Source organism: Streptomyces sp. RKAG293, assembly GCF_023701745.1.
Taxonomy (GTDB): domain Bacteria; phylum Actinomycetota; class Actinomycetes; order Streptomycetales; family Streptomycetaceae; genus Actinacidiphila.
Genome location: NZ_JAJOZB010000001.1, coordinates 7,386,299 through 7,400,766, shown reverse-complemented (window position 1 = coordinate 7,400,766; position 14,468 = coordinate 7,386,299). Strand labels below are relative to the sequence as shown.

Here is a 14,468-nt window from a genome sequence, read left to right as displayed (position 1 = left end):
GCTCTGATCCTGTCGGAGCCGCCGAAGGACCCGGTCCGGTGAATCGGCGAGCAGGTCGGCCCATGCCGAGGCGATGACACCTGGGTGATCCGCCGAAGGCGGAACGAGACCGCACAGTGCCATCAAGTGGCAGTCGCACCATGCGAAGACCGCACGTCTGCGCGCAATGAGTTCCTCGTCCCGCCGATGGGCAGGATCCCTCGGGGACTTCACCCGGGGAACGGTCGGCCGGCTCTCGTCCACCGACGACGCCTCGCCACGGCGCCTCGCGCTGACCGGCAGGTTGGGGGAGTCAATGGGCGGTTGGGCTATCGCGTTCACGTATGGCTCCCGGATGCGGTCGCGTCCAGCGTGCTGCTGAACAGTGAACACGTCGGGGTCCGGGACGTCGAAGCCCCATTTTACTCTCATCGTGCTGGCCGTCGAGGAATCAATGGCTCAATCGCGCCTGTCCTGGCTCCTACCTCACGCCACACCACGCAGGGGCAACAGGCGCTACGTCAGCAAGCTGACACGTCGCCTCGTACAACGCGACCGGACGCAAGGACCGACCGTGCGGGACCGAAACAAGCGGCGGAACGAGACCGACGAGCGGTGTCAGGAGAAGAGAGGTGAGGCCGGTCAGGGCGAAGAGCCGGGCCACGGCCTCACTGGGGTGGTGCAGGCACAAGGCCCCGCCGGCAGCGGCAGTGCGCCGGCGGGCGGACAAGAAGAGGTTCAGCCCAGTGCAGTCGCAGAACGTGACGGCGCTCAGATCGACGTCGATGGTGCGGATACCGTCGAGCAGGCACTGCTCCAACGACGCGCGCAGCAGAGGAGCAGAGTCAAGGTCGATGTCGCCGGCAACGGCGATCAGCGTCCGGCTCCCGTCGTCGTGACGATGGACATTGAGCAGGGACGGGACGGGCATGATGCCTCGGTTCCACAGACCGGCCGGTCCAGTGCCCCGGTGGAGCCGGAACCCCGGACCCGCCTGGCACTTCCGGTACATCCGTACTTCGGGATCGGCGGGCGAGAGAGCCGCTCCAGCAACCTGCGATACGGGCCGCGGAACGCAATTGATTCGCCTCTGAGATACGCAGGCCCGGTCTGCGGCAGGCCGCAGACCGGTTGGGAGCATTACCGCTGATGCATCGTGGTCAGGGCGTTCATGAGCACCCGCGGGTCGCGTTGGCCCTTGTAGACCGGCGGCGGCTCGTTGCCGAGCTTGAGGAGGGTGTCGACGGCGGTCCAGGCGGTGCGTACCGAGTACTCCACCGTGAACACCACGTCGTCGGGAACCTCGGCGAACTGGCCGATGAAGGCCAGGTTGGTGGAGCCCTTCGGCACCACCTGCGGCCGGTCACCGTGCTCACGGACCAGGAACTGGCTCGTGATGTAGGGCATCAGGCACGGGATGACGGTCGAGGTCTCCGCGATCCGGTCCAGGTTCGCTTCGAACTTCAGGTGGTGCAGGACCTCGCGCAGGATCTCCTGTCCTGTGCAGTCGGTCATCGGCTTGCCGACGTAGTCACCGGGGCGATCCGGGAAGAGCCCGTAGCCCCACCAGACCGTGACGCCGTCGGGCTGCTCGCGGTACACCGGCTGGTGGTTCAGCACGATGGTGAGCAGCCAGCTGGAGGACGGGAAGGTCATCAGACCGCCCTCGCCGGCCTCGCGCCCGCTCAGCGCCTCCATCAGCTCGACGAACAGCGGGTCCTTGCAGGTGACCGTGAAGGATTCCCAAGTGGAGTCCTTCACGCTCCGGTCGAAGACGTGAGGGTTGCCGAAGTCGTCGCGTCCTCGGGCCAGCCACTGCCACAGCCGCCAGGAACCCGGCTGTTCGGAGGCGGCAGTGACGGGTATCGGGGCCGTGGTGTCGGACCCCAGACTGGAATTGGCGGTCATGGATCCGTTGGTGACGAGAACGAGGTCGTCGGGCGCTACGTGGATGTCTTCTCTGAGGCCACCGCGGGTGTACAGGATCCGCTCGACGGTGGTCGCCTCACCCGGTGCGAACGCCAGGTCGGTGACCAGGCACCCCGTGCGGATGGTCACCCCTTGGTCGTCCAGCCACTTCTGCAGCGGACGCACGATGGAGTCGTACTGGTTGTACCGGGTCCGGTAGATCCCCGACATGGAGCCGAAAGTCGGGAACAGGTGGACGAAGCGGTTGAGGTAGCGGCGGAACTCGATGGCACTGTGCCACGGCTCGAACGCGAAGGTCGTGCACCACATGTACCAGAAGTTGGTGGTGAAGAACGCTTCGCCGAAGCAGTCGGAGATCCGCTTTCGGTTCAGGAAGTGCTCAGGTGTGGCCATGCAGGCGACCAGTTCGAGGCGGTCGCGTTCGGAGAAGCCCATGGACCGGACATCGATGATCTTCCCGTCGCCGTCGACCAGGCGGGCCGCATCGTCCCAGGGAAAGGCGGCGTGAGCGGCGAAGGTGTCCTCGGTGACCGACTTCGACGGGTCGTCGATGGAGGGGATGGACGACAGCAGATCGTAGGTACAGCGGAACTGGCCCTCGAACATCCGGCCGCCCCGCATCGAGTACCCGGTCTCCACGGTGCCCGCCGCATCCAGGCTGCCACCGATCACCTCCTGCTCCTCCAGCAGATGGATGTCACGGCCCGCGAATCCGCCGTCGCGGATCAGGAAAGCGGCGGCCGACAGTGCGGCGATACCGCTCCCCACAAGATATGCCTTGGCCACAACATGCTCCTCTTCATCGTCAGTGCGCCCACAGCTGTCACCGGCCGAAACGCCATCTGCTGCGGGCCGCCGGCGGCTCGTCCCCCGGGATCACCACTCTTCGCGGTGATCAATGCTGCGGCCAGGGCCTATTGGTGACCCCGGCCCGTCCGACCGGCCCAACGGTGCTCAGGAGATCGGGCTGCAGGGCCCGGAGCCGAGCCCGCTCGCGCCAGGGCCGCTCAGGCGTGCGGTACCACCGCGACCGGTGCCGAACTGTGGTGGAGCACGGCCAGGGTGATGGGGCCGATGTGCCTGCCGATCGGTGAATGGCTGGTGCGCCGGCCGACGACCAGAAGTGACGAGTCCGCAGAGGCTGTCACCAGGTGTTCGGCAGGCCTTCCCGGCACGGACTCCGCCATGACCTCGACGGCGGGATACTTGTCCCGCCAGGGACGCAGCATCTCGGTCAGGGCATGCGCCTGTTGAGCTGCGAGAGCGGATTCCGGAGTGCTGCCGACCGTTGCGTCGCGGTACTTGTAGGCCGACGGCATCTTCCAGCAATGGATGACGCGCAGCCCCGCGGAGCGTTGCAGCGCGGCATCGAAGGCGAACTCCAGCAGCTCGTCGCATGGCCGCGCGAGATCGAGGCCGAGAACCACATCGCGGTACGGAGTGTCGGTCGACGGAAGCCCGGCCTTGTCGGGTTGATGTTCGTCCTCTGCGCTCTCACCGGCTCGTACGAGAACCACCGGCCGCTCGGCGCAGGCGACCGTTGCCAGCGATGCTGATCCAATGAGGAAGCCCGAAATACCCTTGATCCGGGGGGACCCGAGGACCAGGAGTTCGGCCTCTTCCGCGACGACCGGAAGAACAGCCGCGGGTTGCCCTCCCACCTGGTCGATGACGATCTCCAACGCGGGGTACTGCCGGGTGAGCTCAGCGGCGGCCTCGCGCGGTATCCGCTGGGCCCAGTGGCGTTGTGCTTCCAAGCCGTCAGATGTCTCACCGGGATGGGGATGCCAGTTCCAGACATGGACGAGCCGCACCGGCAGGTTCCTGCGCAGCGCGTCACGGGCTGCCCAGCGAGCGCCGGCCATGCTTTCAGGGGAGCCGTCCAGGCCGACGGCAATGGGAGCGGACACGAGAGCTACCTCCAGAAGAGAGTTCCGGTGAACTCGTTCGACAGCAGCCTCCGGCTCTCCACACGCCCGGTACAGGGGCCGCACGGCCCGCTCCGGGGCCGATCGGCCTTACCCGCCGCCTTCTGGCGCGTGATCACCGGGATCATGGGGGCCGGTCGGGCCCTTGACAGGGCCCTGCGGCCCCTCCCCCCGCGGGTTCACGGCCTTCACGCTGGAATGGAGCAGGTCCGCCGACCCCGGCGCTCCGGTGTTGAAAGGAGTCGATCACGATCGACAGCAGAGGTCCGAGGGGCCCATCATCTCTTCCACCGACGCTACTGAGGAGTGAGCGATGCACCGACACAACGGTTTCCGGGAGCTGGATCGCCGGGAGAGTCTGCGTCTGCTGTCTCTGGTGACGATCGGCCGGGTCATCTACACCGAGGATGCCCTGCCCACGATTCTGCCGGTGCACTTCCTCCTGGACCCGGACGGTGCCGTGCTGTTCCAGGCGTCCGCCGCCTCGCACATGGCCCGCGCGGTCCAGGGTGCGGTGGTCGCGTTCGAGGCGGACCACTTCGACGAGGCGGGCCACACCGGTTGGAGTGTGGTGGTCACCGGCCGGGCCTCCGTCGTCACCAACCCGGTCAAGGACGCGCGGTTGCGGTCGAGCGGTCCGCGGCCGTGGCTGGAGACGGATGACGGAGTCTTCATCCATGTCGAACCCGAACTCGTCGCAGGGCGCGTCGTGGACGGAAATGGCTACGTTCCGGCGGAGCAGGTGAAACTGTCCGCCGCCGACATGCCCTGACAACGAATCCGGAATGCACCCGCCCCGAACCGGCTATCCCCTCGGTACTGGCGTGTGCCAGACAAGGGTCGTTCCGCCGTCCGGCGGGCACATCAGCTCCATGTCCCCGCCCAGCTGCAGGGCGCGCTCCCGCATGTTCCGCAGGCCGTTGCCGTTCCGTTCCGCCGGGAGCCCGACGCCGTTGTCGGTCGTCGTGAGGACGACGTGCCGGCCGTCGGTCTCCAGGGCCACCTGCGCCCGGGTGGCGTGGGCGTGCTTGGCGACGTTGGTCAGTGACTCCGTGAGCACGGCCAGCACATGGTCGGCGACCTCCCGCGGCACCTGGGTGTCGAGCAGCCCTTCCATCCGCACGCTCGGAGTGAAGCCGAGGACGGCGGAGGCATCGGAGGCGGCCCGCACCGTACGGGCCCGGAGGGTGTGCTCAGCGCCGGTCTCACGGGACCGCAGACCGAAGATGGTCGATCGGATGATCTTGATGGTCTCGTCCAGATCGTCGACAGCGCGCCGGACCCGCTCCGAGGCCTCGGGGTGCTCGATGAAGCGGCCCGCGCTCTGCAGCGTCATCCCGGTGGCGAAGAGGCGCTGGATCGCGAGGTCGTGCAGATCGCGGGCGATCCGGTCCCGGTCCTCCAGCAGCGCGATCTGCTCGGCGTCGGTACGCCGTTCGGCCAGCTCCATCGCCACCGCCGCCTGCCCGGCGAACCCTTGCAGGGGCTCGATCTCCTCCTCGACAAAAGCTGTTCGTGTGGACCCGCGGGCCAACAGCAGCACACCGCGCAGCCCGTCCCCGATGCCGATGGGAACCGCCACCGCGGCCTCCAGCCCTGCGATGCGGGGCAAATCCACGGTAATCCGCTCGTCAGTGTTGATGTCTGCGCTGGTCAGAGGCTTTCCTACAGCGTAGGCCGCACCCACCAGACTGCCCTCGATCGGCACCATCAGACCGCGAATCGCTTCCGCGTCGCGTCCGATGGCCAACTCGACCGAGAGCATCAACGGGTCCGGGACCGGCAGCGCGACGAGGGCCAGCTCCGCGCCGGTGATCTCGCGGGCGCGTTCGGCGATGAGGCTGATGACCGCGCTGCGCGGACTGCCGGCCATGAGCGTGTGGGTGATCTCCGCGTTGGCCTGAAGCCACCGCTCGCGCCGCCTGGACTCCTCGTACAGCCGCGCGTTGTCGATCGCCACCCCGGCGGCCACAGCCAGCGTGGCCAGGACGGACTCGTCCTCGGCGTCGAACTGCCCACCGCCGCGCTTCTCCGTCAGGTACAGATTGCCGAAGACGTGGTCGCGCACCCGGATCGGTACCCCCAGGAAGGAGTCCATCGGCGGGTGGTTCGGCGGAAAACCGTACGAGGACGGGTGATCGGAGATCCGCGGCAGCCGCAACGGGTGCGGATCGCGGATCAGCACACCCAGGATTCCGTGCCCCGACGGGTAGGCGCCGATCGCCGTGATCTGCTCGGGCGTGAAACCGACCGTCAGGAACTCGGCGAGCCGCTCGCCGTCCGGCCCGATCACGCCCAGCGCCGCGTACTCGGCCTTCACCAGCACGGCCGCCGCCTCGACGATATTGCGCAGCACCTGCTCCAGATCCAGCTCACGCCCGACGGAGAGCACCGCCTCCAACAGGCCGCGGACCTGGTCCCGGGTGCCGCGCGCCACGTCCAGCCGGCTCTGCAACTCCTCGAGAAGCTCATCGAGCCGCAGTTGAGGAGACTGCCCGGTGCCCTCGTCGCCGTTACCCACCGATATGCCTCCAGGTGCACGTGACGGGATGGAGTCGGTCTCTCAGCTCCTTCCACCGTACTCGCCCCTTAATCACCGCAAGGAGCCCTTCGTCCCTTCCTGGAAGCTCCGGGGGAACAGGAAGGGACACCGGCAACCGGCGGTGACCCCCGCACACTGACCGCTCGTCCCGGGGTCGGGCACCGGCCCATGCAAGGGGCCTACTGCGCGGGCGAGCGGGGCCGACCGGCCCTACCGCGTGCGGCACACCGCGTGTGAACTGACCAAAGGTGCGGTTTCGCATGCGCCGACGGATCGAGTCGAGCAACCAGTCGGCAGTCGTCGCACGCATGGCCGGAATCGGCCTGTCGAGGTGTGGAGAAGATCATGAGCATTGCATGCGTGGTGGCGGCCGTTGACGGCTCTCCGGAAAGTCTGCGAGCCGTGGACTGGGCGGTGGACGACGCCTTCCGCCGCGGAGTGGGGCTGCGGCTCGTCCACGCTTCTGCCTGGGAACAGTTCGAACAGCGAACCGTGGACGACATGGAACTCGCGCCCGAGCGTAAGGCAATCGAGGAGGTCCTGGACTCCGCGGCCGAGCGGGCGTCAGCGCGCCGGCCCGGCGTAGCGGTGGACACCGAACTGCTCGCCGAAGACGCCCTGTCCGCGCTGCTGAGCCTGCAGCGCTACTCCCCGCTGCTGGTGCTGGGAACGCGTGGCCGCGGCGGATTCCCCGGGTTGCTGCTCGGCTCGGTGAGCCTGCGGGTCGCCGCGAGGGCCGCGTACCCCGTCGTGGTGGTACGCGGTGAACGTGAACCCGCGGAGGTCGGGCGCGGCCGTGTGGTGCTGGGTGTGGGCTCGCACGATGTTTCAGCGGCGGCGGAGTTCGCGGTCGAGGAAGCGGCGGCGGGACATGCCGATCTGGAGCTCGTGCACGCCTGGCGCCCCGAGATCGACATGTCGGGGGTGTCAGTGGTGATGGACGCCGGTGCGGCAGCCGACCGCGCACAGAACCTGCTGGGCGCCGTGCCCCTTCCCGAGACGGGAGTCAGCGGTCTGCGAGTACGGCGCAATGCCGTGCAGGGCAGGTCTGCCTCCAGCTTGCTGCGTGCGGCCGCCGGAGCAGACCTCCTGGTACTCGGCGCACGCCGCCGGCACGAGCATCCGGGCCTCCAACTCGGTTCGGTGAACCACGCCATGCTGCACCATGCCCCCTGCCCGGTGGCGATCGTGCCCGCTCGCTGACCCCCGCCGCCGGAGGCAATCGCCTTGCGCCAGGGCCGTTCGGCAGCCCGGTGCCCGTTCCGCCCCTGCCGGGTGCACCGACGCGGTCCCCTTCTCAGACTGATCTACAAGGACCATTCGGCGTTCAGCGGGACCTTCGGCCCCTCACGCATCCGGGGACGGCAGAGCACGCTGGAGGCAGAACAACAGCAGCTGCACATAGTTGAGTTGGGCCGAGACGCAGAGCGAGAGGCACTCGCTCACAGCGCCACTACCATCCGGGACATTCACCGCAACTCCAGGACGTTTCGCACACGTTGTGCGTCTCCACCGGTGCACGTGACATCGACGCGGCGCTCGTCGCCGCACGCACGCAGACCCGGTCGATGCCGTCCGTCCCCCGAACACCCGCGGTGGTCCCATCAAGGCGGCAGTCCCTCAGCCCGTCCCCGTAGAGCGCGGTCGGCTCGAAAAGCCGGCAGCGAACCAATCTCAGGAGATCGACATGCCGAAGCAGACCCAGGGACCCGCCCGACGTGTGGTCGTCGGGGTGGACGGGTCGGAGTGTTCCACCTCAGCACTGCGTTGGGCGATGGCCTACGCGCAGCTGACCGACGCCACAGTCGAAGCCATCACCACATGGCAGAACCCCGACATGTACGCGTACAGCTACGGGTGGGTCCCCGGCGTCATCGACCTCGGTGACATCGCCGCCAGCATCCAGAAGAACCTCGACGAGGTCGTCGCCACCGCATCGGAGCGCCTCGACCGGCCGGTCGAAGTGCTGGCCCGTGTGGTGGAAGGCCATCCCGCAGAGGTCCTGCTGGCGGCAGCAGCGGGAGCTCAGTTGCTGACCGTGGGCAGCCGGGGACACGGCACCTTCGCCGGGATCCTCCTCGGCTCGGTCAGCCGGCACTGCGTCCAGCACGCACCGTGCCCGGTCGTCGTCGTTCCTGAATGAGGACCTGCCGGCCGGCTCCTCCGTACCGCCCCGCGAAAGAGAGCTTGGTCGGCCCCAACCCATCGCCACACCAGCGCCATCGGATCCGTACACCATCGATCATGCCGGGAGGCAGCCATGATGAACACGACAGCAGTGAAAGCAGGACGGGGACCCGTCGAACGGCATCCGGGCGAGCAGGTATCACTCGGCTCCTTCGCGACCTACGACGAGGCGCAGAGCGTCGTCGACTACCTCGCCGACCACGAATTCGAAGTGGAGACCACCCAGATCGTCGGAAGCGATCTCCGGATGGTGGAGCAGATCACCGGGCGGCTGAACTGGGGGCGCGCCCTGCTCTACGGAGCCACGAGCGGCGCATGGTTCGGAGTCTTCGTCGGCCTGCTGCTGAGCATCCTGAGCACGACAGCCTTCTGGAAGGCCATGGCCTGGGGCCTGAGCTGGGGCGTGCTGTTCGGCGGGATCTTCGCGCTGTTCCAGTTCGCGATGACCGCGGGACGCCGGGATTTCACGTCCAGAAGCGCCGTCATTCCCAGCCGCTATCAAGTACTGGTCATGGCGTCGCACGGCGATCACGCACGATCAGTACTCAGCACCCGGTGAGCACCCGGCAGGCCGAGACCACGGCCAGTGCGTGTTCGGCGGCGCCTGCGAGTTCCTCCACCGGGTGGCCGGTCAGTACCTCGTGCTTCAGCGCGACGTCCGGGTACTGCTGCGAAAAGCCGGCCGTCATCTCGGACAGCATCCGTCGCTGAGCCTGCAGTGCGTCCTCCTGGCCGCGGAGCGTGAAGATCGGCGGCTGCTGCCATACCGAGATCGCGCGCAGACCGGCTCCTCTGAGATCGGCCTCTTCGAAAGAACTCCGAGGTACGACTCAGGCGACGCGAGCCCAGCACGATCATGCGAGCCTGCCCGGACATTCGGCCGATCACCGGGGTGGGGAACCCATCGATCAGATCCACGGCCGGATCGATCCCGGGGTAGCGCTCCCGGCTCCAGGCGGCGGACACTCTGAGGACTTCCGATGCGGTCTGGTGCAGCGTGATGCTGCGGGAAGTGGCGTCAACGTGCTGCGTGTCGTGCCGCGGAGGAACAGCGACGCCGACGATGACGGAGCCGACTTCGGAGCCGCTCGTGGTGCCTTCCATGGTTCCTCCTCACCGAGAACCACCAAGGGTCCAGCTCTCACGCTGCCGCAACGGACTCTCCACGCGGAGGGCCGTTCAGGTCTCAGACGTGGGCCAAGAGTCCCCGTGTACACCCTCCTCAACAGCGTGCTGCTGCGTGCGGAGTGCGTGGATCTCGCGTCCCGGGTGGGCGGGGGGCTGGTCGGTCCGGCCAGGGGCCGTTTGGCCCCTCCTCCGCTTCCGTTTCCCGGGCCACTCTCAAAGACCGCAGACCCGCGGCTCCACCAGCTACCGCGGGAACGTGCCCCCAGGAGGTTCCCGCCATGAAACACCATGTGACCGTCGGCATCGACGGGTCACTCGAGAGCCGGGCAGCAGCCATATGGGGTGCCAGGGAGGCGTCCTTGCGGGAGGTCCCGTTGCGACTCGTCCACGCGGTCGAATGGCCCATGAGCCCTGCCATTCCGCGGTTGGGCAGGGAGAGCGCCGACCGTTGGGCCGACGAGGCGCTCACCGAGGCTTCGGAGGCCGTGCGCCGCCGGTACCCGGGCCTGGAGATCACCATCCGCTGTCTCTCCGGCAGGCCGGCCGCAGCCCTGGCAGCCGAGGCCACCGACGCAGGGCTGCTCGTCCTCGGCTCCCGCGGCCTGGGCAGTCTGGTCGGCTTCTTCGTCGGTTCGGTGGGCATGTCGACGCTCGCGGCCACGGAAACCCCGGTGGCCCTCGTGCGGCCACTGCGGGAAACCGGGGACACGGAGCCCGCCGGTTACGGCGAGATCGTCGTGGGCGTGGACATCCACGAAGCCGCCGACAAACTCCTCTCCTTCGCCTTCGAGGAAGCCGCCCGCCGCAAGTGCGCCCTGCGGGCCGTGCATGGCTGGAAGCTCCCTCCCGCCTACGAGTACATCCCCTTCTTCGACCCCGACAACGAACGGGACATCGGCCGGAGTGTCACGCAGATGCTGGACGACATGCTGAAGCCGTGGCGCGACGAGTTCCCCTCCGTTCGCGCCGACTCCCAGGCATTCATGGGACCCGCAGGCAGCCGACTGGTCCAGGCCTCGGTGGGCGCCGACCTCGTCATCGTCGGCCGGCATCTGCGCCGCTCACCCCTGGGCGCCCATCTCGGGCCGGTCGCCCACGCCGTACTGCACCACGCCACCGCGCCTGTCGCCGTCATCGCCCACGACTGACAACACGGGAGCACAGCCCCCGAACGGAGGCGGTGCGTCCACGGCCCAGGCCGTTGAGCTCACAACCGGTGTGCGCTGCGGCTGGTCGCCCTCCAGCTCCGACATCCTCATGCGCTTTGATAGAATTGCAAAAAATGGCAATTCATTACATGCTGTGAGTGCTGTGTCTGCAGTCATCGATGGCACAGGACGAAGCCCAGTCCGGTGGGAGCCGGCGATGAGGAGGGCGCGCTGTGGCGGTTCCGCTGTATCAGGCCAAGGCAGACTTCTTCCGGATGCTCGCGCATCCGGTGCGGATCCGGGTGCTGGAGCTGCTGCAGGACGGGCCCGTACCGGTCCGGAAGCTGCTGACGGCGATCGAGGTGGAGCCGTCGAGTCTGTCGCAGCAGCTCGCCGTGCTGCGGCGGTCCGGGATCGTCACGTCCAGCCGGGACGGTTCGACCGTGGTGTACGCGCTGGCCGGCGGGGACGTGGCGGTGTTGATGTCCGTGGCGCGCACCATCCTCGCGCAGGTCCTCACCGGTCAGAACGAGCTTCTTGCCGAGCTGCGGAAGAACGAGGTCGTCTCCCGGTGAGTACGGTGCTGCACGATTTCTGGGGTTCGATCCGCTCGCTGCTTCCGATCCGGGCGGACTTCTCCGGGATGCGACGGCAGCCGCGCCGGGATCTGCTGGCCGGGCTGACGGTGGCGATCGTGGCGTTGCCGCTGGCTTTGGGGTTCGGGGTCTCGTCCGGGCTCGGCGCGGAGGCGGGGCTGGCCACCGCTGTGGTGGCCGGCGCGGTGGCGGCCGTGTTCGGCGGGTCGAATCTGCAGGTGTCCGGGCCCACCGGGGCGATGACCGTGGTGCTGGTGCCGATCGTGGCCCGGTACGGGCCGGGCGGGGTGCTCACTGTCGGGCTGATGGCCGGGCTCATCCTCATCGCACTGGCTGTGGCGAAAGCCGGGCGGTACATGAAGTACGTTCCGGCGCCGGTCGTGGAGGGTTTCACGCTGGGGATCGCCTGCGTGATCGGACTGCAGCAGGTGCCGGCCGCCCTGGGTGTGGCCACGCCGAAGGGCGAGAAGGTTCTGGTCGTGGCGTGGCGCGCGGTGGAGGAATTCGCGGCGCATCCGAACTGGACGGCCGTCGGCCTGTCGGCCGGTGTAGCGACGCTGATGCTGGCCGGTGCCCGTTGGCGTCCGACGGTGCCGTTCTCCATCGTCGGGGTCATCGCAGCGACCCTCGCGGCACAAGCCGCCCACTTCGACGTGACTCGGATCGGGCATCTGCCGGCCGGCCTTCCTGCGCCCTCGCTCGGATTCCTGGACCTGTCCACGGTGTCCTCGCTGCTGGCTCCCGCGATCGCGGTGGCCGCGCTCGCCGCGCTGGAGTCGCTGCTGTCGGCGACCGTGGCCGACGGCATGACGGTGGGGCAGAAACACGATCCGGACCGTGAACTGTTCGGGCAGGGCCTGGCCAACCTGGCCGCACCGCTGTTCGGCGGAGTCCCCGCGACGGCGGCCATCGCGCGCACCGCGGTCAACGTGCGCTCCGGGGCGGGTTCCCGGCTTGCCGCACTCACCCACGCCGTGGTCCTGGCGGCGATCGTGTTCGCGGCGGCGCCGCTGGTGGCCCGGATCCCGTTGGCCGCGCTGGCGGGGGTGCTGCTGGCCACCGCGATCCGGATGATCGAGGTCGGTTCGCTGCGGGCGATGGTCCGTGCCACGCGGGGTGATGCGCTCGTCCTGATCCTCACCGCGCTGGCGACACTGGCACTCGACCTCGTGTACGCAGTTGTCCTGGGGCTGGTGGTCGCGGCGGTGGTCGCCCTGCGCGCGGTCGCCCAGCACGCCCGGTTGGACCGGGTCCCGTTGGAGCACGACCCGGCGGGCGACCACAGCGTCGAGGAGCATGAACTGCTGGCCGAGCACATCGTGGCGTACCGGATCGAGGGACCGCTGTTCTTCGCCGCCGCGCACCGCTTCCTGCTGGAGCTGACCGATGTCGCCGATGTGCGGGTGGTGATCCTGCGACTGTCACGGATCACCGCCCTGGACGCCACAGGGGCACTGGTCCTCAAGGACGCGGTGCACAAGCTGAGCCGTCGCGGGATCACCGTGATGGCATCGGGCATCCAGCCCGGCCAGCGGCAGGCTCTGGACGCGCTCGGTGTGCTGGATCCCTTGTACGCCGACGGCAGAGTCTTCAGCACCACGCCGGAGGCGATCCGCGCGGCCCGAACCCACCTGCAGCGCACGGGAGTTCTGGCGATTCCCGCGCAAGCCGCCAAAGTCCCTACCGAGGAGCCGGCCGGATGACCTCCACGACCCGCAGAATGACGGAAATGATGGGGCCCGAAGCCCTGTGGCTGCTCAGAGGCACCACCGGTGGCCGTCTGGTGTTCGTCCAACGCGGGCTGACCCAGGTGCGGCCGGCGGTCCATGTCCTGGAGAACGGTCGTCTGATCGTCCGCGTCCCGGCGCCCGAAGGCGCCCTCGCGGGACCAGCCGTTGTGACGTACAACGCCGAGGAGATCGATGCGGCACGGCGCAGCGGGTGGTCGATCAGCGTCACCGGACCGGTCGGGCTGATCGTTGACGTCAACGAGGCCGCACACTACCGCCGTACGCTCCCCGGCTGGGTCTTCGGTCCGCATGACACGCTCGCCCACATCAGCCCGCAAACCGTTCGCGGCTATCGGCTTGCCGCTGCTACCGCCGCCGCTGCGGAGATTGCCGGTTCAGGAAGGTCGAACGGTTCGTGACCCGGATCGCTGACTTGCATCACCGGCACGTGATGACCGTTCCCATGGCGCCCGGTGCGGTGGCCCGGGCGCGTGAGACCGCCGAAGACGTCTACCGCGCCTGGGGCATCAACCGGGCCCACCCGGTCATGGGACCCGCACTGCTCATCCTGAGCGAACTGGTCGCGAACAGTGTCCGGCACGCCGCTACGGCGTCCCCGCAGGCCACCGTCACGTACGCGGCCGGGGCGGATGTTCTGGCCTTCGCGGTCCACGACCGCCATCCCCATCAGCCGGACCTGGTCGAGTTCGCCGTCGCCGGTGGTGGCCTGGCGATGATCGCCGAGCTGACCGCCGAACTCGGGGGCACCTGCACGGTGCGGCCCGACGCCGACGGAGGCGGGAAGAACATGTGGATCACCCTGCCGCTGTAGAAGCCCGCCCGCAGCGGTCACATCGCAGAAGAAAGCGCGAGACTGACATGACGATCCAATGGCACTACACCACCCTCGACGGTCTGGGGCTCCTGTCCGTCTCCGGCTTCCTGGGCGCTGACTCCGTCTCACGTTTCGGCGGAGCGGTGGGCTGGGTGCAGGCGCGAGGCGCCGGCCCCGTGATTCTCGACCTGGCTCTCCTGCAGGGATGGTCAGCAGCGGGGCAGGAGGCCGTGACCGAAGCGGCCCGCCGCCTCGCTGCCGTCGGCCGGCCGCTGGAACTCGCGGCGATCCCTGCGGACGGGCTGGTCGTCCCCGCCGATTCGCATCCGCCGGTGACCATCCACTACGACCTGGCTGCGGCTCTGACCGCGCATCAGGTGTCTGCAGAGGACCCGAGCGGCCAGCAGGAGTGGAGGACCACCGGTTGGCCGAACAACGGAGTGCCGGCCACGGCCTGATCCACGGG

At 68.5% G+C, this 14,468-nt stretch carries 14 protein-coding genes and 2 pseudogenes; 11 read left to right on the top strand and 5 right to left on the bottom strand.

Annotated features, from left to right (window positions below):
- Window positions 1-460: 460 nt before the first annotated feature.
- From LNW72_RS32840 to LNW72_RS32830, 3 genes and pseudogenes are all read right to left on the bottom strand, one after another.
- Complete coding sequence (locus LNW72_RS32840) at window positions 461-910, bottom strand: STAS domain-containing protein (RefSeq protein WP_250978684.1); 450 nt, start codon at window positions 908-910, stop codon at window positions 461-463.
- Window positions 911-1,119: 209 nt separating this feature from the next.
- Window positions 1,120-2,700, bottom strand: a pseudogene (locus LNW72_RS32835) (oleate hydratase); the annotation flags it as partial.
- A 215-nt stretch (window positions 2,701-2,915) separates the two neighbouring features.
- Window positions 2,916-3,818 (bottom strand): universal stress protein, encoded by a 903-nt coding sequence (locus tag LNW72_RS32830; protein WP_308402152.1) that lies wholly within the window; start codon window positions 3,816-3,818, stop codon window positions 2,916-2,918.
- A 331-nt stretch (window positions 3,819-4,149) separates the two neighbouring features.
- Here LNW72_RS32830 and LNW72_RS32825 point away from each other — a divergent pair, with 331 nt between their 5' ends.
- Window positions 4,150-4,608, top strand: coding sequence for a pyridoxamine 5'-phosphate oxidase family protein (locus LNW72_RS32825; protein WP_250978681.1), 459 nt, complete (start codon window positions 4,150-4,152; stop codon window positions 4,606-4,608).
- Window positions 4,609-4,641: 33 nt separating this feature from the next.
- On the opposite strand, the gene LNW72_RS32820 is transcribed toward LNW72_RS32825, so the two are convergent.
- Window positions 4,642-6,357, bottom strand: coding sequence for a GAF domain-containing sensor histidine kinase (locus tag LNW72_RS32820; RefSeq protein ID WP_250978680.1), 1,716 nt, complete (start codon window positions 6,355-6,357; stop codon window positions 4,642-4,644).
- Between the two features lie 366 nt (window positions 6,358-6,723).
- Here LNW72_RS32820 and LNW72_RS32815 point away from each other — a divergent pair, with 366 nt between their 5' ends.
- The 4 genes and pseudogenes from LNW72_RS32815 to LNW72_RS32800 all read left to right on the top strand — a co-directional run bounded on the left by LNW72_RS32815 (window position 6,724) and on the right by LNW72_RS32800 (window position 9,124).
- Entirely contained in the window at window positions 6,724-7,581 is an 858-nt protein-coding gene (locus LNW72_RS32815) for a universal stress protein (protein WP_250978679.1), read from the top strand.
- A 254-nt stretch (window positions 7,582-7,835) separates the two neighbouring features.
- Window positions 7,836-8,015: pseudogene (locus LNW72_RS32810) on the top strand (DUF5133 domain-containing protein); the annotation flags it as partial.
- A gap of 50 nt (window positions 8,016-8,065) precedes the next feature.
- Complete coding sequence (locus LNW72_RS32805; protein WP_250978678.1) at window positions 8,066-8,521, top strand: universal stress protein; 456 nt, start codon at window positions 8,066-8,068, stop codon at window positions 8,519-8,521.
- 117 nt (window positions 8,522-8,638) lie between these two features.
- Window positions 8,639-9,124, top strand: coding sequence for a general stress protein (locus LNW72_RS32800; protein WP_250978677.1), 486 nt, complete (start codon window positions 8,639-8,641; stop codon window positions 9,122-9,124).
- On the opposite strand, the gene LNW72_RS32795 is transcribed toward LNW72_RS32800, so the two are convergent.
- Window positions 9,111-9,254 carry a hypothetical protein gene (locus LNW72_RS32795; RefSeq protein ID WP_250978676.1) on the bottom strand — a complete coding sequence of 48 codons (144 nt, stop codon included), beginning with the start codon at window positions 9,252-9,254 and terminating at the stop codon, window positions 9,111-9,113. The two genes, LNW72_RS32800 and LNW72_RS32795, sit on opposite strands and share 14 nt — an antisense overlap.
- A gap of 717 nt (window positions 9,255-9,971) precedes the next feature.
- Between LNW72_RS32795 and LNW72_RS32790 the strand changes: the two genes are divergently transcribed.
- The 6 genes from LNW72_RS32790 (at window position 9,972) to LNW72_RS32765 (ending at window position 14,460) form a co-directional block, all read left to right on the top strand.
- Window positions 9,972-10,841, top strand: coding sequence for a universal stress protein (locus LNW72_RS32790; RefSeq protein ID WP_250978675.1), 870 nt, complete (start codon window positions 9,972-9,974; stop codon window positions 10,839-10,841).
- 233 nt (window positions 10,842-11,074) lie between these two features.
- Window positions 11,075-11,416 carry a metalloregulator ArsR/SmtB family transcription factor gene (locus LNW72_RS32785; RefSeq protein ID WP_250978674.1) on the top strand — a complete coding sequence of 114 codons (342 nt, stop codon included), beginning with the start codon at window positions 11,075-11,077 and terminating at the stop codon, window positions 11,414-11,416.
- Window positions 11,417-11,484: 68 nt separating this feature from the next.
- Window positions 11,485-13,140 (top strand): SulP family inorganic anion transporter, encoded by a 1,656-nt coding sequence (locus LNW72_RS32780; RefSeq protein ID WP_250980409.1) that lies wholly within the window; start codon window positions 11,485-11,487, stop codon window positions 13,138-13,140.
- Window positions 13,137-13,586 (top strand): pyridoxamine 5'-phosphate oxidase family protein, encoded by a 450-nt coding sequence (locus LNW72_RS32775; RefSeq protein WP_250978673.1) that lies wholly within the window; start codon window positions 13,137-13,139, stop codon window positions 13,584-13,586. The genes LNW72_RS32780 and LNW72_RS32775 overlap by 4 nt, the downstream gene beginning before the upstream one ends.
- Before the next feature lie 32 nt (window positions 13,587-13,618).
- Window positions 13,619-13,999, top strand: coding sequence for an ATP-binding protein (locus tag LNW72_RS32770; RefSeq protein WP_138351967.1), 381 nt, complete (start codon window positions 13,619-13,621; stop codon window positions 13,997-13,999).
- 47 nt (window positions 14,000-14,046) lie between these two features.
- A complete protein-coding gene (locus LNW72_RS32765) occupies window positions 14,047-14,460 on the top strand; it encodes an anti-sigma factor antagonist (protein WP_250978672.1) in 414 nt (137 codons plus the stop codon).
- The last annotated feature ends 8 nt before the right edge of the window (window positions 14,461-14,468 follow it).